The organism is Ningiella algicola (assembly GCF_028401415.2).
Classification (GTDB): domain Bacteria; phylum Pseudomonadota; class Gammaproteobacteria; order Enterobacterales; family Alteromonadaceae; genus Glaciecola.
This window is the reverse complement of the sequence record NZ_CP171821.2, coordinates 4,270,092-4,289,160: the sequence shown is the minus strand read 5'-3', so window position 1 is coordinate 4,289,160 and position 19,069 is coordinate 4,270,092. Positions and strand designations below refer to the sequence as shown.

Below are 19,069 nucleotides of genomic sequence, written 5' to 3'. Positions count from 1 at the left end.
AGGGCATCAAATTGAAAAAGTGGTTAATGCGTACTCTGCATCTTTTACTAGCATCTATCATTGGGTTTTTCTTTGCAAGTTTGCTGCACACTCAAGCGGTGCTCGCCAAGCTAAGCGCAATCGATATTATTATTCCTTTTAGCGAACGATTAGAAAGCACTTGGCAAGACATGTTGGGTCTTGCTCCAAGCTATGGCTTGATTGTTCTTGCGGCGCTGCTTATTGCGTTTAGCATCGCCGGCCTCATCCTCAAGTATGGCAATTTGAGCGAAAAGGGCAGTTTGTATTTATATACCAGCGCCGGCATTGTCGCATTCTTTGTGATGTTGATAGCAATGCAGCCTATTTTAAACGTGACTTTGCTTGCAGGTGCCCGAGGCGTTTCGGGGCTAATGATGCAATGCATGGCAGGCGCCATCTCCGGTGCATGTTTTGCATTTTTTCGACGCGCTTATCATTCTGAATAAGGCCATGCTCATACAAAAGATTCGCATTGATCCACTATTGTAAAAATACTGTTAAAAAGACATATTTTGTGGCAACAACGACAATAATAAAGAGGACATCAATGGCTCGCTCATCGCTTATCCCCCAGCATATCAATAGTTTGGCTGACTACATCGAAGAAACCTTCGTACAATACGCCAACCGCCCCTCTTACTCAGCGCTTGGACAAGAAAAAACGTTTGCCGAAATGGATGCGCTTTCATCCCAATTTGCGAGCTATTTGCAAACCCACACCGAGCTTAAACCCGGCGATAGGATCGCCATTCAGTTGCCTAATTTAATTCAGCATCCCATCGCAGTTTATGGCGCTCTTCGCGCAGGATTGGTCGTTGTAAACACCAATCCTTTATATACGACAACAGAAATGAAGCATCAATTTAACGACTCTGGCGCAAAAGCTTTGGTGATCCTAAGCGACTTGCTACCTAAATATGAAGCCATAAAAGCCGAAACCGGCATTGAAACGGTGATCGTCACAAGTGCTGCTCAGTTGCTAACGCACGAAGTAGTTGAAGGAGAATACCCGTGTTATGCCGAAGTCTTTGATAAGTCAAAGGGTCTCAGCTTACAAGCCAGACCTGATACATCGTTAGATGACACCTGCATACTACAATACACAGGTGGCACAACAGGTGTATCAAAAGGCGCAGAGCTTTCCCATCAAAACGTACTGGTCAATAGTATTCAAACCTTAGACCGGTTGGGTGGCGCCTTTAAATCGGGTGAAGAGCTCGTTGTGTGTCCGCTTCCCCTTTACCATATTTATGCGTTTACGGTATGCATGATGACCTTTTTTGCAAAAGGTGCAATGGTATTGCTTATCCCCAATCCACGCGATATGGGCGCCTTTATAGAAGCGATGACTCCGCATAAGTTTACTGCCTTTGCGGGGATCAACACTCTATTTATGGGATTATGTGCCCAGGAAGCATTTCGTAAACTCGATTTCAGCGAACTTAGACTCACCATGTCTGGCGGCACTGCCTTAACCAAATCTGCAGCTGATTTGTGGCAAAATACAACCGGCTGCCCTATCACCGAAGGCTATGGCTTATCTGAAACCGCCCCCGTCGTCGCGTTTAACGAGCCAGGTAAAGAGCAACTTGGTACCGTTGGCCCGGCGCTTGTCGAGACAGATATCCAATTGCTCGACGCTAACGATAAGCCAGTTGCAGACGGACAAGAAGGGCAAATTGCCGTTAAAGGCCCGCAAGTTATGAAAGGTTATTGGCAGCGCGATGACGAGACAGCCAAAGTAATGACCGAAGATGGCTATTTTAAAACCGGCGATGTCGGGCTTCGTACACCTGATAACTGCATTAAAATTGTCGACAGGCTCAAAGACATGATTATTGTGTCAGGGTTTAACGTATATCCGAATGAAGTGGAAGATGTGCTCACCCAACATCCGAATATTTTGGAAGCCGCCGTTGTCGGCAAAAGTGACGAAAATACGCAAGAGCGCGTTTGTGCTTATATTACAGTCAGCGAGGCAGTAACAGACGACGAGATTCTTGCGCATTGCAAAGCGCACCTTACCAACTATAAATTGCCAAAAGAAATCCACGTGATTGACGAATTACCTAAGTCCACTGTGGGTAAAATTCTACGTCGTGAGCTGCGTGCATAAGTGTATTCATTTTGCGCAACTAAAGGGAACAGCATCCTAAATGTTTAATATTTATGTCCAACGTCAAATAAACAAAAACATTAACGACGTTTTTGCGCAGCTTAGTAATCATGCCGCCTACGACCAGTTCAAGGGCGTAGACGCCGCTGCGCTTTTGGAGCGGGGTAGCGAAACACCAAACGGACTTGGCGCACTGCGAGAGATACGCGCAGGCAAATCCGTTTTGCATGAACGCATTGTTGCGTATGAGCCACCCAATCTGCTCGCTTATAAAATTGAATATAGCAAGCCGCTTCCCTACAAGCACGAATTGGGTGAAATTCGCCTGGAAGAAAATGAGCAAGGGACGCTTGTTACGTGGAGGTCTAAAGGAATAATTGCCATTCCAATATTAGGGCCCTTATACTTCGATAAGCAAATTGAAAAATTCGGTGCAAGGGCCTTTGGCAGTATTTTAAAAACCATCGACACACGGTAATTTATACCCTCGCTTGTGCCCTTATTTATGCAATAATAAAGGCACCAAACCACGGTCTTTAGTATTCGCCATCTCCGATATTCATAGCTTTATTTCGTTTACCCTTTCTGTAATTGGCCCTGTGCTGTTGCTCATTGTCATCGGCTACCTGTTTTATCGCTTCAAAGTGCTGGACGACGCTTTTGTTGAAAAGGCCTCTAAACTGATTTTCAACTTTGCTTTACCCGCATTGCTGTTCGTCAACATCAGCGCTAGCGACATTAGTGCGCTCACGGAGCCAAAGACCATTGCAATTGGTGTTAGTGCTACCTTAATCATCTTTATATTATATTTACTATGGGCGAGCTTCATGGTGAAGCATCGCCAAGACAAGGGCGTACTCATTCAAGGTGCATTTCGTGCCAATATGGGGATCATCGGCCTGGCTTACTGTGCGAACGCATATGGCAGTGAAGGCTTAGCTTATGCATCTATTTACTTGGGCTGTCTTACCATTGTTTATAATGTAATGTCGGTCGCGGTTCTCAACATTTTTAGCGCAGAACAAATTGCCCTAACAGGGAGTAATAAACAAGACCCGCTACTTTTAAAGAATAAAGTGCGCGTTAGCAAATCCCGCATTGGCAAAGGCATTATCACCAATCCAATTATTCTAAGCATTATCGCAGGGGTAATGTTTGCTTACCTTCGCATACCTGTACCTGAGTTTGCGCTCAATAGCTTGGGCTACTTTGCACAGCTTACCCTTCCCCTTGCCCTTTTGTGCACGGGTGCGTCACTTCGGTTCAGCAATGTAGGCAGCAATCACCAAGTGCTAAGCGCTGCAGTTATGGGAAAATGTATATTATACCCGCTTGTCACCATCGCATTGGCATTGGTGTTTGATATCTCAGGTCTATCGCTTGGCGTGATATTTTTCATGGCGCTTAGCCCAACGGCTGCCGCTAGTTATGTCATGGTTCGCAAAATAGGAGGGAATCATCAGTTGGCGGCTCAAATTATTGCTTTAACAACGATTGCGTCGGTTCCCGTTACCGTGCTTGCTTACTTTCTAATGCTGAAATACACGAGCATCGCCTAATGTTCGATGCTAAACGTGTATAGCTGCATTCATTAGATAAACAACACCAACAGTTTTAGCAACACACAACCGCCAGCCACCAGTAACACATGCACTTTAAAACGCCAGGCCGCTGTTAGTGCCACAAGCGCAATGAGCACATCTGGGAGCGTTTTTAAAGCATGAGTAATAATAGGGTCATAAAGTGCTGCCGCGAGTAAACCGACTACTGCTGCATTTGCTCCAGCAATTAAGGCATTAAACCTTGGTTTTGTACAAAGGATATTCCAATATGGTAAGGCTGCTATTAGGAGCAAAAAACCCGGTAAAAATATGCACACAGTCGCAATTATCGCGCCCAGATAAGCGCCATTTTGCTCAGAAATAAAGCCTAGATAAGCCGCAAAACCAAACATTGGACCAGGCATCGCTTGCGTTGCGCCATAACCCGCAAGAAAATCCGCTTGTGAAATCATCGCAGCGTCCGCAAGGTTTTGCTCAAGTAAAGGCAGCACCACATGTCCACCACCAAACACAAGGGCGCCAGAACGATAAAAGCTATCTGCTTGGATTGATATAAAAGGCAGTAAGACAAAAAGGGCAATGAAACCTGCTAACGCAAACCATGCCATAAAAGGACGTCCCATAACTTGCTCATCGCGCACTGTAGAGTGCGTGGTCTCTTTCGTCGCTGTGTTAGCGGCACGAGCTTGAACGATGGCAAAGTGTATGACTGCACCACCAATAATCACTGATAACTGCATCCAGACACTTGGCAATACCACAAGTAACACAAAACTCAGCATCGAAATGCCGGCCAGTAAAAATGTGCTAGACAGACTCTTACACATCCCCACAAGCCCCTGAGACACGACCACAAATGACAAGATCATTAAACCGCCTATCACTGCTTGTCCGTACTCACCTGAAAACAGATACAAGTAGTTAGCAAAAGCTACCAACAATATTACGGTAGGCGCAGTAAAGCCCACAAACGCCAGTATCCCGCCTATCAAGCCGCCTTTATGCATACCAATCGCAAATCCGACCTGACTACTCGCTGGCCCCGGCAGCGTCTGACATAACGTTAATAAGCGCGCGTACTCTTGCTCAGAAAGCCAGTGATACTGCTCAACAAAACGCTTTCGAAAATACATTAAATGCGCAATAGGCCCGCCAAAAGACGTACAGCCTAAACGCAGAAATATCCAAAAAATGTTTAGTAGAGACATTTAACTAAAGGCGTCACATTGTTCAGCCTCAACCATTAACGACAAATACTTATCTAATTTACGCTCGCTTGCCACTAAATTTAGCTCTACCGTTTTTCCATTCTCCATTTGCGATGCTAAATATGGATGGGAACAGACAAACGCCAATGCTTCCGCTCGATACGACTCAAACTCGCCTTCAATACCTGTCACATTTACTCTGAGTTCAAGCAAGCCTTGCACTTCACGATAGGTAATTAAAAGCGCGCGTGTGCGCACTACGCTAGCGTCGTCAACATTATCTGCAAACAACATTGTGCGGACGTCTTCAGCCATGTGTTGATATCCGCCTGCGCTTCGAAAATTAAACAATATGAGGATCAAGGCAACGCCCACAATTGCAATACAAAGGTACACAAAAAGCTTATTATCTTGTGAGTTGTGTGGCTCGTTTGTATTACTTTGCTCATCTACTTTCTGCTCTTCACTCATTGATGCATTGCCTCGTTTTGAATCACGCACGCGCTGACGCGTGCATTACCACTGAAGTTTATATATGAAAAGCCACGCTTTGGTTCTTTACAGAAAAAACCGTTTTCCAGTTAGCGCAATGTATGCTGCAAAAATACCGACGACCGCATATGTTAGTTCAAAAAAGCCAATGGAATCTTGCTGTCCATCCAAAGCTAACTTGAGCAACATGGCGGTCAGTATCAATGAGGGGATAGATAATATGCCAATGATTAATCGGACTTTTTTAGACAGGGTTTTAGCTTGCTTGTTTTGGTCATGACTCATTCGCCGCCGCCTCCGCCGCCGTCGCCATCACCACCCGAGAAAAATCCCGAACCGCTTTTATCACTATACGAACCATCACCCCCTACGTCGACACTTTTAGAGCCAGAAAAAAGCCGCTTAACAAGCATCAATACCGCAACAACGATGCAAGCCCATGCCAGCAAAGGAGGCGCCCCAGCATCTAAAATGATAATGCCTAAAATTAACATAACGATAAAAAGTGCTGTACTCATGAAATAGCTCTCTCGCTTCATTTAAAAACTAGTTTACACATTAAAGTAAACTCAGTCTGAATCCTTATCTTTTTTTGACTGCCTATCAGCCAGGCTTTTGCCAGCGAATATAGCAGCAATGAATAACACCAAGATCACCAGTCCTGCGCTTAGCATAAAATTTATGATTGTTTCCATAGCCATTCCCTTTTAGATGTATGAAGCCGCTCTGGACTTACTCTGCGCCGATGCTACAGCCTATTATTGCGCCAACCTTGAGTATACCCTTAACAAAGGAAACTTGTTGGGACCAAAGTCGATAATGACCGACAAGCTTTCTTTTGCAACAAAGCTTTGTGATATCTTTCTCGGATGCAGCCTTGTGCCGTCGGCTAACAAACCCATTATGTGCTTATGATTGAACGTTCTGCGCCCCGATGCTTCGTTCTTTAGGGTAACAACAACCCATCGTTCACCCTTTTCGTTACTCATTAACACAAAATCTAACACCCTAAATTCACTTTCCTCTGGCTGCAGATTTGTGTCGTTTGGAAAAACAAGCTCAAACTCAGACGGCAATGGCGTATCAATAGATAAAGTCTCTTGGTTTGCAAGCGCAAAGCAAGGAAATAAAAACAAGTATGTAAGTAAGCGTTTTTTCATTGAATTTCCTTAAGACAAGGCTGTAAAAAAATGCATTTCACAATCTAGTTGCCCCTACTTGTTGCTGTGCCCGCGAACGAGAATGGGTATGATAAACTGTTTATTAAGTCGTATGCCTAAAAGATCCAATGATGGTTAGTACTACCCACGCACCGATACAGAGTTTTTGAATGAGACTCAACTTCTGCTCAAGCTGGAATACCTTTTTTATATCGTATTGGGTAACAAAGAAAAATATAGCCATGAAAACTATTGATGCTCCGTGGACTCTTAGGTCATAAACAAAAAATGAGCCGTATGCCATTATCAAACATGCAACTGTTAAGAATAAAAACGCTATTCTGGCACCTAGCTCACCGCTTGACATAAGAAAACCTCCATATATGAAATTTCAACAAGCAACGTGACACTTTGAATAAGCGGTTTTGAAACGTCTTATTGCAAAATCCGTTTTATTCGTTTGTTATGCAGCGTTCTCGCTATCAATATCCCAGCCAAGAAAAACCAAAACTGCAGGATGACATTTTAGATCACTAGCTAAAGACTTGGCTCTTTCTATTTTTCAGAGAGAGCTTCATGCTCCTTAACCGTCGCTCTTAATACTGTTCGAGACCAACTCATAACGTTATCAATATCATACGTTGAGTCCTTGCTCTCTTAAACTGCGACTATCGGATATCCACCATTTGGACAAAAAAGCTTAGGATCAACACCTCCAAACATTAACCCCAACCCACGCATCGGTATTGAAGGATCACCTGTAACCCAATAGCTCACACGATTATTGAAACCTGAATCATAAATTTGCTGCCCCATCGTTCTTGCCGCTTCTTCAGATTCCAAACATATAGATTCGTGATGGGACGTTTGAGTGCTTGAGCAACCCACTATTGTTATAAGGGTACTAAGGATGAATAGAAACTTCATATGACCTCGCTGGATTACACGATGAGCACTTGTCCCTAAAAGCGAAGCGAACAATGTTAATTGGTTTGGATGCGCAACTACAGCCAAAACTGCCACCATTTTTTATTGGCTTTTTTCTCTCGCTGCTGTTTTAAGTAGTTGGCGATATTCTCATTTACCGAGCTATCTTTTGGATAAAGACCGTCTACTCTGGCAGCTTCTCTTTTTGCTGCATTATTAGCGGAAACTTTTTCATCGTATTCGCGTTTTTGTGCGTTGTAATTTTTAAACCAAATTCCGTCAACGATAAAATACAACACCAATGGGATAGAGACGAACAGGTAATGTGGAGCCTGCCAGAGGAATAACGCCAAAATGACATTTAAAACAAAAAAGGCTATAAGGAATTGGTCTCGAATATAGTTCTTTGGTTTTTCAGGTTTCTGGATCATGAATTACCTTCGCGCAACACTTCAATTAACGGGTAAACGCCGGGAGGCGCGTCTTCTCGATTCAAAAACGAAAAGAGCGATTTAAGTTCGTCAATTGCCATCGGAATCGCCTATATCTTTGAATCATTCATCTAAGGTTGCCAGGGCTCCTCAACGTTTTCATCTAAAGCGGTATACTGCTTAACGTTTGTGCGTATAGTGAGACTGTAGAATTAATAGTATCCTCAAAATTTGCCGTCTCCTGTGTCGATTATTTGCTTCAATCAATGCTCAAACCTATCTAAAATTTACATAGCGTTAGATTTTTTGATTAAATTTCACACAATTTTTAAGCTTGCTTATGACACCGATAAATTCTACAGTCTCAACACTTTTGACAAGCGGTTTGGCACCGCTTTTGTGACAAATCCGTCTTCATCATTTTGTTATCCCGTGATTAGTCAATACGTTTTGCCAATTTCTTAAAGATTGCATCTTTGTCTCGCTTTCCGACAGCTAAAACGTAGACTAAAATCTCATCATCAAACACTTCATACGCCATTCGATATCCGGCAGTTCTCAACTTAATTTTATAGACTGATTTATAACCTTTTAGTTTGTCGGGAATGACATGTGGGTTGTCAAGCCTCTCTCTAAGCTTTTTCTCGAATTGAGATTTAATTGACGCACCTAGTTTGTTCCATTCTTTAAATGCAGATGGAACAAACTTTAACCTATAAGTCATTCAATTTAACTTCTATTGCATTATCAATCTCGGAGCGGCGGTTCTCTACAATCTTTGATAGTTCGTAGTCATCTAACAAATCCATCAATTGCTCATAAGTATCTGCCGGAACCAGATAGGCAACAGGTCTGTTATGATTTAGTATCGCAATTGTTGCACCATCGGCTTCATTTAGCAGTGCAGAAGGATTTTTCTTTAATTCAGATATGCTCGCTGAACAATCAGCTAAAACTTGTCGCATGGTTTTACCCCCCCCAATAAATATAGAGCTGATTGTAGCTCTTTATTTAGGGCTTAATCAATGACTCATTTTTTAGGGATAACACCCGTTTATGCAGTGTGCAATTTGTTGAGGATTTTGCAAAAATGAAGCGAAGCGGAATGCAAAATCCTCAACAAATTGCACATCCGAGAGAGCGACAACGAACGCCATGAAACGTTTGTTAGCTACTCGTTTTCCATGCAATGTCTATTTTCCTGTGCTGAACAACACAATCTCGAAGGTATAAATTAATGAGGCTTTGGTAAGGCACACCATTCTCCTCTGACATCGCCTTGAAATAATCAATAACATCTTCGCTCAGTCGCATTGTGACAGGTTTTTTTAATTTTGAATAATATGGGTTTTTTCGAGACTTCATCTTCGAGAAATCATATTCAGCTTTCATAAGTCACCTCGATAGTGTTTTTGCTCTTTCTTCGTTGCTCTCCGTGCTGAAATTAATCGTATTATTTCGCCATCACATCTCTCGCAATGACATACAAGAAGTATCCTCGACTCAATACTAGTTCCAAGCAGTAAAAATCGGTCTTCTTCGATACCTGAATTTGAATCATCATAGAACTGCAAAGCAAACTCATCGAAAAATACCGATTTCGCCTCTTCGAAGCTTATACCATGCTTTTCTATATTTGATTCAGCTTTCGCCGAATCCCATTCAAATTTAATCATATGTACATTGTATGTACATTAAAAAATGTGTCAAGGGTAGCTAACAACTGCATTAGCGGCAGTTTGTATTTGCTAAAATCTGCAACAATTGAACGAAGTGAAATGCAGGTTTTCCCGCCATTATGCTTAAAATCATTCTCTACGCATATGCACATGGGATAGTGTCGAGTCGCCGTATCGCCCATGCCTGTGAAACCAATATCACATTGATGGCGCTATCTGGCGATACCCAACCGCACTTTACCTCCATTGCCAGTTTTGTGGCCAATATGCATCTCCATATTGAGCCTTTGTTTACGCAAGTCTTGATGATTTGTGACCAGCAACAGTTAATTGGCCATCATATGTTTGCCATCGATGGCTGTAAAATCCCTTCCAATGCTAGCAAGGAGTCAAGCGGTACCCATGATGAGCTTAATCGTAAAGCCAAACGCCTGCGTGAAGCCAGTCAGCGTATTCTTAAGCATCACATTGAGCAAGACAACCCCCCTGAAAAAGAGTGCAAGCATCGCAATAAGCTCGATAATACGGCCAAGCGCATAGAGGCCTTCTTGCAAGACAAGCGCAATGTAGAGCGTATTGGTAGTCGAAACAAAGCCATTAAAAGCAATATCACCGACAACGACAGTGCCAAAATGCTCACCAGCAAAGGCACTATTCAAGGCTACAATGGTGTCGCGATTAGTGATGATAAACATCAAATCATTATGCAAGCCCAAGCATGGGGTCAAAACATCAACAAACTAGACGCAAACAACGCAACCTAACAAAAGACAAACTCTTCACACCGAAAGACTTTCACTTCGACCGCGACGCCATGACTTGTAGTTGTCCAGCCGGCAAGCCAATGTGGCTATCTTCTAAACAGCCACACCTAAATGAAGGCCACTATTATTACAAGTTTGAAGGCTATCTCAACCACTGCAAAACCTGCCCAATGCAAACGCGATGTATGCGCAATCCCCCTAACAAACGAGGCAGGCAAGTATCTCTTAGAAGCGGTGCACCTCCCACCAAAAATGTGGCGTTAATTCAGCAAATGAAAGATAAAATAGACAGTAAAAAAGGCCGTGAGCAGTACAGTAAACGCTTAGGCTGTGTGGAGCTTGTGTTTGCTAACATCGCCATCAATAAAAAGATAAATTACTTTACCTTACGTGGAAAAACCAACGTAAATGCTCAATGGAAGATGTACTGTTTAGTGCATAACATTGAAAAATTAAGGAATGCGCTGCAATAGCCATCTCCAAACGTGTAATTACGCCCATCTCACACACAAAAAGCAACTATCTGCATTCGCAACCTGTTCACAAAAAAAATTATCCAAAACCCAAATTGATAGCTGACATCTTGAGGAACAAAAAGAGAAACTCAAATAATGATCTTGGGCGACAAATTTACTGTGAAAAACGATTAATTCTACAGTCTCAACGCTCGCATTTGCGGCGTTGGCCGCTCTTGCCAATGTCCGTCTTTAAGTTCTTGTTATGTTTACGGTTACCAATTTTCCGCATTTTTTCTCCAATGTTTTTCAAATTGGTCTTTTGACAGTCTTGTACAAATCCCAAAACTACTGTCATTTAAGTCATCATGGGTAACCCGACCTTCGGGTAATTGCCCCATTGAATCTGCTTCATGCTGTTCGGAATATTTCAGTATAGTCTTGTCGTTAAGCACTTCAATTGACCTGACAATAATATCCGCCTCATCTATTTCCCAATAACATTCAATAGTCTCTTCCAACCCCTGACTATTTCCTTTTGATTCGTATTTATAATACTTCATGCTAATGCTAGTAAACATAACGCTTCAATAACGAGTTATCAGACTATGGCGTGGCGGTTGCGAACGCAAGCGACATGACATAGGCTGATAATCTTCGTTGGTTGACTTGTTAGCTTTAAACGCACTTGGCGATAGTTGATAAAGCATCTTTCCAAGCAGCTACAGCATCAAAGTTTTCTACCAAGCCGTCTTTAGTACTTTGACCAGTGAAAGCCCCCATTCCATGTTGAATCATATAAGTTGGCTTATATGCTGGTGCACCTAGATTAGTTAGGCTTTGACAAATCGCAGTATTATCAGAACTTAATTTTGTAAGAGCCGTTTGTAACTTATCCATATCTTCTTGTGATCGCGCACCGAACAAATTCATACGCAGAACACTAATAGCTTGATGTGCAGTTTTGTCTGAAACACGTTTAGTATCAAAAAAGCCATAAGACATGCCGGCAAAATATAGCTCAGCAGCCTTCGAGTAATTATTGTTGATCAAGCAAGCATTAAGTCCAGTAAAAATATCGACAGGGTTCTGCGTGTTCGATAGCTCGACCACTGCGACGCATCCAGCTGGTTTCGGGGATTCCAAATTTCCAGCAGACTCATACTTTGTGACACCACTTTTAGGCGTAGAATTACAAGCTGAAAGTAGCAAAGTTGATAAAGCTGCAAATATAATTTTTCTATCCATGAGCACAAAGCCCTCCTTTAAAGCTAACGCTAAGCTAACGGGCAGTGACGTAGCGGCATAATCGCGAAGCGCCGCTGCGTTACTGTCCCAGCGAACGCAGTGAGCGAGTTTAGCGCTTTGTTAGGTGCATTCATCTGTTGTTAACCAGAGAAAAGAACTAAATCTTGGTTCTCCAGAACTCTTGGAGATAAATAATTTCTCAATACTCACGTTAGTAATCCTTTCACAACGTGCACTAAATTTAGAATTGAACGTTTGAACACGTTCTGATTTTAAAATAGCTTCCATGTACGCATCACGGATCTGAATTATTGCTGGATTATGCATATTCCCTGCTGACAACAATGCTGTTTTCAATTTAGTGGGATAGTGAATTTGCAAGTACGAGAAAATTTCATCTTGAAACTTATTCTCATTTAGAATGTTTGACACTGCAATGTGTTTAATCCATGAGTTTTTGGGGACAGAGTCTATTGCATTTTTTAAGTCGTCAAATCCCTTGTCAAATTGGTAAATAATAGTAATTCCATCAGGTAAATCCCTTGTCTTCCACATTAAATTCTGGGCGAAAAGACTGCTTGATAAGAGAACCGTGCAAATTAAAACAACAATCTTGATCATAATAGGCACCTAACGCCAGCATTTGCGGCAGTTTGTATTTGCTAAAGTCTGCGATAATTGAACATAGTGAAAAGCAGATTTTAGCAAACGCAAAATGTCCGAAGGAGCGATAGCGACTGCCAATATGCTTTTGTTATGCACCATGCGAATAAACTAAATTGGGGCGCTGGTTTATTGGCGTTATTCTTTTTAGTCTATCGCTCAGAGATGTATCCAACATTATCATTCCGATATTAAAAAAGTTCCTAATATTGTCGCGTGGAAAGTTAATACTCAATGGTAATTTTAAAGCCCGAACAAATTTCTGGACTTCGGAATTTTTAAAGTCACAGCCGAAAATATTATGAGCGAACGCATTCCTTATTTCTCTTAATGTGTTTAGGTCGTCTTTTTCTTTTTCAGTGATGAGCCCTAGACTAAAACAAAGATTTATCTTGTGTGAAAAATTGCTCTTTTCCGCAATATTTTTAGAAGAGGATACACCTTGAACTAGAAACGACTTAAGAAGTCGTTCCAATGATACTTCAAATGCAGCGGCAGCACTTAAAACAGCGCCTCTTACCGAGTTGTTTAGGACATCATCCCAAATTTCTTTATTCGCAGTAAGGGAGACGAACTCATCTCGATTGTCTTTTATTTTCATGCTGCAACCTCCTTAAACGAATAACTTAATACTCAATGATATAGCGACGAAACAAATCACCCATAAAATGATTTGCCCTGATGCTCCTTCGAATTCAAAACCCAATGCTTTGAATTTGATATTCTCTGCTCTTTGTTCTAACGATAAAACTAGCGCTAATGATATCAGTGCAGCAAGTGGCAAGCCTATGACCAAAACTGGATTAAAAACCACGGCTTTTTGAAGCCCATGTTCGATTAGAATGCTACCTGTGGTTTTGAAGCCAAAAGTAGAAGCAATAACAATTAACCAGAACGAGAGTAACCATTTGAAGGCAAGCACGACCCGTTTAAGCAGGCTTTGACCTTTTTCCTCATATTTATCCAAGGGCACAAACTCCTTTTGGTGCAATCGTGGTAGAGCGACCCATTACTGGGTCTACCCCACACAGATCCGGACGTGCGGAATTACCGCATCCGGCTCTTCAGTTATATATTCACTCGTGTAAAACATGACCCTAATACCAGTCAACTTCTATTACTCGCTTCCTGACGCGTAATGGCTCAATCTGAAAATAGATTAGCATCTCTTTAAAACTGCGCCAATTGTAACTTCGCCTACCACTGCGTCGGTTGAGCCATTTGTAAAGGCTATGCAATACAAATGCGCTTACTTTCGCTAGGCTGCGACTGTTATCGGGTAGTCCAAAGTAGTGGCTAAACCCCCTAAGCTTGCGCTTTAGTTGTGGCAGCCAAATGTTCAACTTCTGTGAACGCTTGGCTTTAATCCAACGATACAGCTCATTAAGGGTTGACCGCTGTTTCTTCGCTGCGGTCCGACGCCTTAAGCGGGGCTGACCACCGGTATCTTTACCCCAGTAAAATGCAAACCCCAGAAACACAAATTGACGTTTACAGCTGGGATGAAAACGACTGAAACGCATCAGTGACGTTTTCTCTTTTGCCACGTCTAAGTTGAATCTCTGTAATCGTGTGGGTAATGCCTGATAAAAGTACTCAGCGTCTTGAGCATATTGAAACGCACACACAAAATCATCTGCATAGCGTATCATCATGGCGCGACCACGCAGACTCGGCTTTACACGCTTCTCAAACCATAAGTCTAATGCGTAATGCAGATAAATGTTCGCCAGCACAGGACTGATAATTCCGCCTTGTGGACTACCACTAGTCGGCTTATTAAACGCCCCACGAGGCTCTTTTATCCGCGCCTTTAACCATTGTTTGATTAAGCTCAGCAATGCCTTATCGTCTATGCGCTGTTTGAGCATACGCATTAGCCAGTTGTGGTCAATATTATCAAAGAACCCCTTGATATCTGCTTCCACCACATAACCATAGCCCTTAAATTGCAAGTTCAAGGTCAAACTATGCACGGCTTGATGCGCACTTTTATGCGGTCGATAACCATAGCTATGGCGTACAAAATCTTGTTCCCAAATACCTTGCAGTAATTGGCTCACACTTTGTTGCACTAACTTGTCATCTACCGTAGGTAACCCTAATGGCCTTTGCTTGCCATTCGATTTGGGGATATATACGCGCTTTATGTCATTCGCTCGGTAGCATTTCTGCTTAAGCGCCCAACTTAAGCGTCGTATATTTTCTGGCAGGCTATCCTCATACGCCGGCATCGTGATCCCGTCTATACCTGGTTTGGCCTGCTTATTGAGTTGACCCCAACTTTGATACAGTAAATCAGTATTTAGCTGTCCGTATAAATTCTGAAACCTGTGCTTGGGGTGGGTCTGTGCTTTAAATGCGATGGCGTTTAGTGTGTAAGCGATCAAAATAGACCGTTCTTCACCCACTCGTAAGCATAATTTAAGATCGCGTCATTGATAAATACAGGAGACCTATCAATGACCAGACGAACAAGTGAAGAATGGCAACGCCTCATCGACGAGCAAGCCGTTAGCGAGATGACAATCCAGCAGTTTTGTCAGTCGCGCAACATCAATCAATCTACGTTTTACCTGCAACGCAAAAAGCGCAGTGACAGTCACTTAGCGCAAGCGCCATCTCAGTGGTTGCCGATTGATACGAAGTCAATGGCCTTGCCAGACACGCGCCAATGGCAAATTGAGCTAACGCTACCAAACGGTGTCGTGCTGAATATGAGTACTGATGGCTGATGTTGTCCTCTACCAATGCACGCATTTGGTTGTATTTGGGCATTGCCGATATGCGCAAACAGTTTGACGGCTTGGCGGCCTTGGTGAAACACCAGATGCAACTGCCTGCGCATGCAGGCGATTGGTTTGTGTTTGTGAATCGTAAACGCACGATGATGAAGGTGCTGTATTATCATCAAGGTGGGTACTGTTTGTGGTCAAAACGACTGGAGCGCGGCACCTTTGCCAAGGTGGCGGGTAACGATGGCAAACTATCGCTCAATGCCGCGCAACTGCAGTGTTTAATAGATGGTATTTATTGGCAAAAAGGCAAACAAAACAAGCGACTTAAGTAGCTGAATTCGCTATACTTCGCGGCATGAAAAGCGCCTCAACCAGTATACAAAACAGCACGCATATTCCTATCGAAGAATATGAAAAAGTGCGTGCGCAAATGGCAGCATTACAGCAACAAGTTGACTGGTTTAAACGCCAATTGTTTGGGCGCAAATCAGAAAAACACATCATCGATAATCCTGACCAAGCCAACTTGTTTGGTCAAGCTCAGGATGAAGGTTTACCGTCTGCGCCTAAAAAAGCCGTCAAAGGCTATGCGCGTTCAGTCAAGCAAAAAGATGAAAATAACGTCAATGACACTGGTCTTCGCTTTACTGATGATGTACCGACAAAAGTGATTGATGTCCCATGTCCGGAGCTTGAAGGTGAAGATGCAGATAACTATGAGGTCATTGGCGTAAAAGAAAGCCATCGCTTGGCACAATTGCCAGGCAGCTATCAAATTCTCATTTACCGCAAAAATGTACTCAAGCACAAAGACAGTGGGGATATCCAATCGCCTAAAACACCACTTAACGTACTAGAAGGCACCTATGCCGATGTGTCCTTATTAGCAGGGCTCATGGTAGATAAAGCGGTTTATCATTTACCCCTTCATCGCCAGCATCTGCGGATGTTGCAATCGGGGGTCACGCTATCACGCGCTACCCTAATTAATTATGTTAGCCAAGGGATTGATTTACTGACCCCCATTGCCACCGCCGTGCTGAGTAATATCCTCACCGGGGGGAACATCAGTATGGATGAAACGCCGATGAAGGCGGGTCGACAATCCTCGACTCGCCGCAGCCGCAGCCGCACATCAAGCCAACCATCAAAAACAATGAAGCAAACCTACTTCTGGCCGATGTATGGTGAGCAAGATGAAGTGGCCTTTACCTGGTCGTCTTCTCGCGGTAAACAACATGCAATGGAGCAACTAGCAGGCTTTAACGGCACCTTGTTAAGCGATGGTTATGCGGTATATAGCCAAGTCATTGATACGCTTAATCATCAAGGTCAAACAATTACCCATGCAGCGTGCTGGGCGCACACGCGCCGCTACTTCGAAAAAGCATTGGATTATCACCCTAAAGAGGCGCAATACGCCTTGGCTGAAATACAAAAGCTATACAAGATTGAAGCGCACATACGAAAACAGGCACTTAATGCCGAGGATACCGTGCAATATCGCCTTAAACACAGTGAGCCTATCATTACTGCATTATTCAAATGGATATACGAGCAGCGCCAGAGACCTGAATTACTGCCTAAAGACCCGTTAACCAAAGCACTTGCTTATGCCTATGAGCGCCATCATGAGTTAAAAACTTACCTCACTCATGCGCAAGTCAGCATCGATACGAACCACTTGGAGAGAGCCCTGCGCGTTATCCCTATGGGAAGAAAGAATCACTTGTTCTGTTGGAGTGAACTAGGCGCAAAACAGCTTGGCGTCTTGCATACACTCACCGTGACGTGCAAATTACACAACATCAATCCGTATCACTACTTGGTGGATGTACTGCAGCGCGTCTCACAACATCCGGCAAAAGACGTTATCGATTTAACCCCTCGGCGCTGGAAAGTCCTGTTCGCAGACAAACGCCTGCGCTCAGATATAGAAAAGTAAGCACACCATGACAAATAAAGACATCAAAACCACGATAGACATCAGCCATTTATCCATTGACCAACTATATATACTCAATCAATTTGTATGTGAGCGCATAGATACCCTGCAAAAGCAGCAAGACGAAGCCGCGATTGCCATCTTACGACCTGGTATGAAAGTGCAATTTACTCATGACGGCACGACAGTCACCGGCACGTTACTTAAGAAAAACCGAAAAACGGTGTTGATTGCCAACGACAACGCAAAAACACATCACAAAGTACCGGCAGGCATAGTCAGGCATATTAGCGCTGCACCACTAGACCTAAATCAAACGGTTGTAAAGAACGGTCTAAAATGATCGCTTACTTTAGTGTAGTTGTCATAGTGGCTCCAGCCCTACTTTGTCCGGCCTATGTGTCTGCTAAACACCTCATATAACTGTCAGCTCCTTCGCCATGTACAAGGCTTTCCCCTGCTCAGACTACTATGGGCTGATCTGACTGCCAAAGCGTCATCGGCTCACCTTGCTTTTGGGCTAAGTTTACCTACCCCGTCCTTAGGGAACACCTTTGGCTCTCTCAAGTTCCTAACGCATCTCTTTATACATGCCACGGCTTGATAACTCCGCTGACTCGCCACAACCTCACCAATATCGGTTGCTTTACGTGGACTTCGGCTGTGTTACAGGCCTTGTCAGTCAGATCTTAAGTATTATCGAAGCGATACCAGCACTTCAGGGACACGTATCCCCTATGGCCTATATAATTCGCTGTCTACGCTTCACGTTACTTGTTCATTTGATTGTGTCTGCACACTGGAAAGCAATTCCCATCCTCAAACTCCGCACAACGCGCAAGACTCGCTACAGGTGGCTGGCTAAGCCTTACCCGACAGGGACTTTCACCCTGCAAGATGCATCAAGCTTGCTTGACGCACTAACGCAAAGCTAACGGGCACAAATGCAGCGCTATAATGGCGAAGCCGCGCTGCGTTTGTGTCCCAGCGAACAAAGTGAGCGAGTTAAGCGCCTTGTTGTACGCCATGGATTTAATGTAAGTCGTTAAAGATTTCTGGGTGCTGCTCAGCAATTCTTAAAAGAGCAACAGCTGGACCTTGCGGACTTCTGCGTCCTTGCTCCCAGTCTTGTAAAGTTCGCTTACTTACACCGAGAAGGGCGGCAAAAGCGGATTGACTGAGCTTTAGTTTAGAGCGAATGATTTTTGGCTCGGATGGTTCACTTAACTCGGTTGTTCTTAGTTTAGTTTTACCTTCTTTAAACGCCTTAATTTCATTGATTCCGTTCAAGATTTCCAAACCTATATCTCTGTTACTCATGATCTATGGCCTCTGCAATCTGCTTTAAAACATGACTAGGAATAGTCGCTCTTTCTGATTTACTGTACAAAGTAAGCATCCAAATTTCACTTTCCGATTTCTTCCAGTAGTAAATAGCCCTTACACCGCCGCTTTTACCCTTACCTGTTGCTGCCCACCTAACTTTCCTTACCCCTCCTGAACCACGAACAAGATCGCCAGCATCAGGTTTTTGAAGAAGGTAAGTCTGAAGACCTCGATATTCTTCGTCGGAGAGATACTGCGGGAGTAAATCAGTAAATTTAGATGTTTCAATAAAAATCATAGAATCAATATTACGGCAATGCCGTACAAAGTCAAT

29 protein-coding genes are annotated in these 19,069 nt (G+C 43.3%); 10 read left to right on the top strand and 19 right to left on the bottom strand.

The annotated features are described in order from the left end of the window. Nucleotides 1-11: 11 nt before the first annotated feature. The 4 genes from PN836_RS18730 to PN836_RS18715 all read left to right on the top strand — a co-directional run bounded on the left by PN836_RS18730 (nt 12) and on the right by PN836_RS18715 (nt 3,696). Entirely contained in the window at nt 12-467 is a 456-nt protein-coding gene (locus PN836_RS18730) for a hypothetical protein (protein WP_395341285.1), read from the top strand. A 101-nt stretch (nt 468-568) separates the two neighbouring features. Then, on the top strand, nt 569-2,137 hold the full coding sequence (locus PN836_RS18725) for an AMP-binding protein (RefSeq protein WP_395341282.1): 1,569 nt from the start codon (nt 569-571) through the stop codon (nt 2,135-2,137). A 40-nt stretch (nt 2,138-2,177) separates the two neighbouring features. After that, entirely contained in the window at nt 2,178-2,615 is a 438-nt protein-coding gene (locus PN836_RS18720; RefSeq protein ID WP_395341279.1) for an SRPBCC family protein, read from the top strand. Between the two features lie 13 nt (nt 2,616-2,628). After that, the gene (locus PN836_RS18715; protein ID WP_395341277.1) at nt 2,629-3,696 is read left to right on the top strand and encodes an AEC family transporter; all 1,068 of its coding nucleotides are present in this window, start codon (nt 2,629-2,631) and stop codon (nt 3,694-3,696) included. A gap of 32 nt (nt 3,697-3,728) precedes the next feature. On the opposite strand, the gene chrA is transcribed toward PN836_RS18715, so the two are convergent. The 11 genes from chrA to PN836_RS18660 all read right to left on the bottom strand — a co-directional run bounded on the left by chrA (nt 3,729) and on the right by PN836_RS18660 (nt 9,593). Next, nucleotides 3,729-4,907 (bottom strand): chromate efflux transporter, encoded by a 1,179-nt coding sequence (gene chrA, locus PN836_RS18710; protein WP_395341274.1) that lies wholly within the window; start codon nt 4,905-4,907, stop codon nt 3,729-3,731. Continuing rightward, entirely contained in the window at nt 4,908-5,378 is a 471-nt protein-coding gene (locus tag PN836_RS18705; RefSeq protein ID WP_395341272.1) for a hypothetical protein, read from the bottom strand. Nucleotides 5,379-5,465: 87 nt separating this feature from the next. After that, nucleotides 5,466-5,684 carry a hypothetical protein gene (locus tag PN836_RS18700; RefSeq protein ID WP_395341270.1) on the bottom strand — a complete coding sequence of 73 codons (219 nt, stop codon included), beginning with the start codon at nt 5,682-5,684 and terminating at the stop codon, nt 5,466-5,468. Next, complete coding sequence (locus PN836_RS18695) at nt 5,681-5,917, bottom strand: hypothetical protein (RefSeq protein WP_395341268.1); 237 nt, start codon at nt 5,915-5,917, stop codon at nt 5,681-5,683. Before PN836_RS18695 ends, PN836_RS18700 begins: the two co-directional genes overlap by 4 nt. Before the next feature lie 51 nt (nt 5,918-5,968). After that, on the bottom strand, nt 5,969-6,094 hold the full coding sequence (locus tag PN836_RS18690; protein ID WP_395341267.1) for a hypothetical protein: 126 nt from the start codon (nt 6,092-6,094) through the stop codon (nt 5,969-5,971). Nucleotides 6,095-6,157: 63 nt separating this feature from the next. Next, nucleotides 6,158-6,559, bottom strand: coding sequence for a hypothetical protein (locus PN836_RS18685; protein WP_395341264.1), 402 nt, complete (start codon nt 6,557-6,559; stop codon nt 6,158-6,160). Between the two features lie 1,004 nt (nt 6,560-7,563). Beyond that, a complete protein-coding gene (locus PN836_RS18680; protein ID WP_395341261.1) occupies nt 7,564-7,917 on the bottom strand; it encodes a hypothetical protein in 354 nt (117 codons plus the stop codon). A gap of 436 nt (nt 7,918-8,353) precedes the next feature. After that, complete coding sequence (locus PN836_RS18675; protein WP_395341259.1) at nt 8,354-8,641, bottom strand: type II toxin-antitoxin system RelE family toxin; 288 nt, start codon at nt 8,639-8,641, stop codon at nt 8,354-8,356. Beyond that, a complete protein-coding gene (locus tag PN836_RS18670) occupies nt 8,631-8,882 on the bottom strand; it encodes a type II toxin-antitoxin system Phd/YefM family antitoxin (protein WP_395341256.1) in 252 nt (83 codons plus the stop codon). Before PN836_RS18670 ends, PN836_RS18675 begins: the two co-directional genes overlap by 11 nt. A 202-nt stretch (nt 8,883-9,084) precedes the next feature. Then, nucleotides 9,085-9,282 (bottom strand): BrnA antitoxin family protein, encoded by a 198-nt coding sequence (locus tag PN836_RS18665; RefSeq protein ID WP_395345742.1) that lies wholly within the window; start codon nt 9,280-9,282, stop codon nt 9,085-9,087. A 23-nt stretch (nt 9,283-9,305) separates the two neighbouring features. After that, on the bottom strand, nt 9,306-9,593 hold the full coding sequence (locus tag PN836_RS18660) for a BrnT family toxin (protein WP_395341253.1): 288 nt from the start codon (nt 9,591-9,593) through the stop codon (nt 9,306-9,308). Between the two features lie 122 nt (nt 9,594-9,715). On the opposite strand from PN836_RS18660, the gene PN836_RS18655 reads away from it, so the two are divergent. Then, nucleotides 9,716-10,360 (top strand): transposase, encoded by a 645-nt coding sequence (locus PN836_RS18655; RefSeq protein ID WP_395341252.1) that lies wholly within the window; start codon nt 9,716-9,718, stop codon nt 10,358-10,360. Beyond that, a complete protein-coding gene (locus tag PN836_RS18650) occupies nt 10,315-10,833 on the top strand; it encodes a transposase (RefSeq protein WP_395341249.1) in 519 nt (172 codons plus the stop codon). Before PN836_RS18655 ends, PN836_RS18650 begins: the two co-directional genes overlap by 46 nt. A gap of 257 nt (nt 10,834-11,090) precedes the next feature. On the opposite strand, the gene PN836_RS18645 is transcribed toward PN836_RS18650, so the two are convergent. From PN836_RS18645 to ltrA, 6 genes are all read right to left on the bottom strand, one after another. Beyond that, complete coding sequence (locus tag PN836_RS18645; protein WP_395341247.1) at nt 11,091-11,378, bottom strand: hypothetical protein; 288 nt, start codon at nt 11,376-11,378, stop codon at nt 11,091-11,093. 115 nt (nt 11,379-11,493) lie between these two features. Further along, complete coding sequence (locus tag PN836_RS18640) at nt 11,494-12,063, bottom strand: hypothetical protein (RefSeq protein ID WP_395341244.1); 570 nt, start codon at nt 12,061-12,063, stop codon at nt 11,494-11,496. 120 nt (nt 12,064-12,183) lie between these two features. Beyond that, nucleotides 12,184-12,684 carry a hypothetical protein gene (locus tag PN836_RS18635; protein WP_395341242.1) on the bottom strand — a complete coding sequence of 167 codons (501 nt, stop codon included), beginning with the start codon at nt 12,682-12,684 and terminating at the stop codon, nt 12,184-12,186. Between the two features lie 133 nt (nt 12,685-12,817). Then, the gene (locus PN836_RS18630) at nt 12,818-13,327 is read right to left on the bottom strand and encodes a DUF4145 domain-containing protein (protein WP_395341240.1); all 510 of its coding nucleotides are present in this window, start codon (nt 13,325-13,327) and stop codon (nt 12,818-12,820) included. A gap of 12 nt (nt 13,328-13,339) precedes the next feature. Continuing rightward, nucleotides 13,340-13,693: a hypothetical protein gene (locus PN836_RS18625; RefSeq protein ID WP_395341237.1), complete on the bottom strand. Its 354-nt coding sequence runs from the start codon at nt 13,691-13,693 to the stop codon at nt 13,340-13,342. Between the two features lie 130 nt (nt 13,694-13,823). Further along, on the bottom strand, nt 13,824-15,137 hold the full coding sequence (ltrA, locus tag PN836_RS18620) for a group II intron reverse transcriptase/maturase (RefSeq protein ID WP_415926379.1): 1,314 nt from the start codon (nt 15,135-15,137) through the stop codon (nt 13,824-13,826). Between the two features lie 51 nt (nt 15,138-15,188). On the opposite strand from ltrA, the gene tnpA reads away from it, so the two are divergent. Genes tnpA through PN836_RS18600 form a run of 4 tightly spaced genes read left to right on the top strand, consistent with a single transcriptional unit; the run spans nt 15,189 to nt 17,752 of the window. Then, nucleotides 15,189-15,461 (top strand): IS66 family insertion sequence element accessory protein TnpA, encoded by a 273-nt coding sequence (gene tnpA, locus PN836_RS18615; RefSeq protein WP_395338416.1) that lies wholly within the window; start codon nt 15,189-15,191, stop codon nt 15,459-15,461. Continuing rightward, nucleotides 15,461-15,796 (top strand): IS66 family insertion sequence element accessory protein TnpB, encoded by a 336-nt coding sequence (gene tnpB, locus PN836_RS18610; protein WP_395338414.1) that lies wholly within the window; start codon nt 15,461-15,463, stop codon nt 15,794-15,796. The genes tnpA and tnpB overlap by 1 nt, the downstream gene beginning before the upstream one ends. 23 nt (nt 15,797-15,819) lie before the next feature. Then, nucleotides 15,820-17,409 (top strand): IS66 family transposase, encoded by a 1,590-nt coding sequence (gene tnpC, locus PN836_RS18605; RefSeq protein WP_395338412.1) that lies wholly within the window; start codon nt 15,820-15,822, stop codon nt 17,407-17,409. Between the two features lie 7 nt (nt 17,410-17,416). After that, entirely contained in the window at nt 17,417-17,752 is a 336-nt protein-coding gene (locus PN836_RS18600) for a hypothetical protein (protein ID WP_395338410.1), read from the top strand. Nucleotides 17,753-18,441: 689 nt separating this feature from the next. Here the strand turns inward: PN836_RS18600 and PN836_RS18595 are convergent. Beyond that, nucleotides 18,442-18,729, bottom strand: a complete 288-nt coding sequence (locus PN836_RS18595) for a helix-turn-helix domain-containing protein (protein WP_395341232.1) — start codon at nt 18,727-18,729, stop codon at nt 18,442-18,444. Continuing rightward, on the bottom strand, nt 18,722-19,033 hold the full coding sequence (locus tag PN836_RS18590) for a type II toxin-antitoxin system RelE/ParE family toxin (RefSeq protein WP_395341230.1): 312 nt from the start codon (nt 19,031-19,033) through the stop codon (nt 18,722-18,724). The genes PN836_RS18595 and PN836_RS18590 overlap by 8 nt, the downstream gene beginning before the upstream one ends. Between the last annotated feature and the right edge of the window lie 36 nt (nt 19,034-19,069).

Coding starts and splice junctions, on each gene's coding strand:
- PN836_RS18725 (WP_395341282.1), top strand. CDS start 569: ATGGCTCGCTCATCGCTTATCCCCCAGCATATCAATAGTTTGGCTGAC.
- PN836_RS18720 (WP_395341279.1), top strand. CDS start 2,178: ATGTTTAATATTTATGTCCAACGTCAAATAAACAAAAACATTAACGAC.
- chrA (WP_395341274.1), bottom strand. CDS start 4,907: ATGTCTCTACTAAACATTTTTTGGATATTTCTGCGTTTAGGCTGTACG.
- PN836_RS18705 (WP_395341272.1), bottom strand. CDS start 5,378: ATGAGTGAAGAGCAGAAAGTAGATGAGCAAAGTAATACAAACGAGCCA.
- PN836_RS18700 (WP_395341270.1), bottom strand. CDS start 5,684: ATGAGTCATGACCAAAACAAGCAAGCTAAAACCCTGTCTAAAAAAGTC.
- PN836_RS18695 (WP_395341268.1), bottom strand. CDS start 5,917: ATGAGTACAGCACTTTTTATCGTTATGTTAATTTTAGGCATTATCATT.
- PN836_RS18690 (WP_395341267.1), bottom strand. CDS start 6,094: ATGGAAACAATCATAAATTTTATGCTAAGCGCAGGACTGGTGATCTTG.
- PN836_RS18685 (WP_395341264.1), bottom strand. CDS start 6,559: ATGAAAAAACGCTTACTTACATACTTGTTTTTATTTCCTTGCTTTGCG.
- PN836_RS18680 (WP_395341261.1), bottom strand. CDS start 7,917: ATGATCCAGAAACCTGAAAAACCAAAGAACTATATTCGAGACCAATTC.
- PN836_RS18675 (WP_395341259.1), bottom strand. CDS start 8,641: ATGACTTATAGGTTAAAGTTTGTTCCATCTGCATTTAAAGAATGGAAC.
- PN836_RS18670 (WP_395341256.1), bottom strand. CDS start 8,882: ATGCGACAAGTTTTAGCTGATTGTTCAGCGAGCATATCTGAATTAAAG.
- PN836_RS18665 (WP_395345742.1), bottom strand. CDS start 9,282: ATGAAGTCTCGAAAAAACCCATATTATTCAAAATTAAAAAAACCTGTC.
- PN836_RS18660 (WP_395341253.1), bottom strand. CDS start 9,593: ATGATTAAATTTGAATGGGATTCGGCGAAAGCTGAATCAAATATAGAA.
- PN836_RS18655 (WP_395341252.1), top strand. CDS start 9,716: ATGCTTAAAATCATTCTCTACGCATATGCACATGGGATAGTGTCGAGT.
- PN836_RS18650 (WP_395341249.1), top strand. CDS start 10,315: ATGGGGTCAAAACATCAACAAACTAGACGCAAACAACGCAACCTAACA.
- PN836_RS18645 (WP_395341247.1), bottom strand. CDS start 11,378: ATGAAGTATTATAAATACGAATCAAAAGGAAATAGTCAGGGGTTGGAA.
- PN836_RS18640 (WP_395341244.1), bottom strand. CDS start 12,063: ATGGATAGAAAAATTATATTTGCAGCTTTATCAACTTTGCTACTTTCA.
- PN836_RS18635 (WP_395341242.1), bottom strand. CDS start 12,684: ATGATCAAGATTGTTGTTTTAATTTGCACGGTTCTCTTATCAAGCAGT.
- PN836_RS18630 (WP_395341240.1), bottom strand. CDS start 13,327: ATGAAAATAAAAGACAATCGAGATGAGTTCGTCTCCCTTACTGCGAAT.
- tnpA (WP_395338416.1), top strand. CDS start 15,189: ATGACCAGACGAACAAGTGAAGAATGGCAACGCCTCATCGACGAGCAA.
- tnpB (WP_395338414.1), top strand. CDS start 15,461: ATGTTGTCCTCTACCAATGCACGCATTTGGTTGTATTTGGGCATTGCC.
- tnpC (WP_395338412.1), top strand. CDS start 15,820: ATGAAAAGCGCCTCAACCAGTATACAAAACAGCACGCATATTCCTATC.
- PN836_RS18600 (WP_395338410.1), top strand. CDS start 17,417: ATGACAAATAAAGACATCAAAACCACGATAGACATCAGCCATTTATCC.
- PN836_RS18595 (WP_395341232.1), bottom strand. CDS start 18,729: ATGAGTAACAGAGATATAGGTTTGGAAATCTTGAACGGAATCAATGAA.
- PN836_RS18590 (WP_395341230.1), bottom strand. CDS start 19,033: ATGATTTTTATTGAAACATCTAAATTTACTGATTTACTCCCGCAGTAT.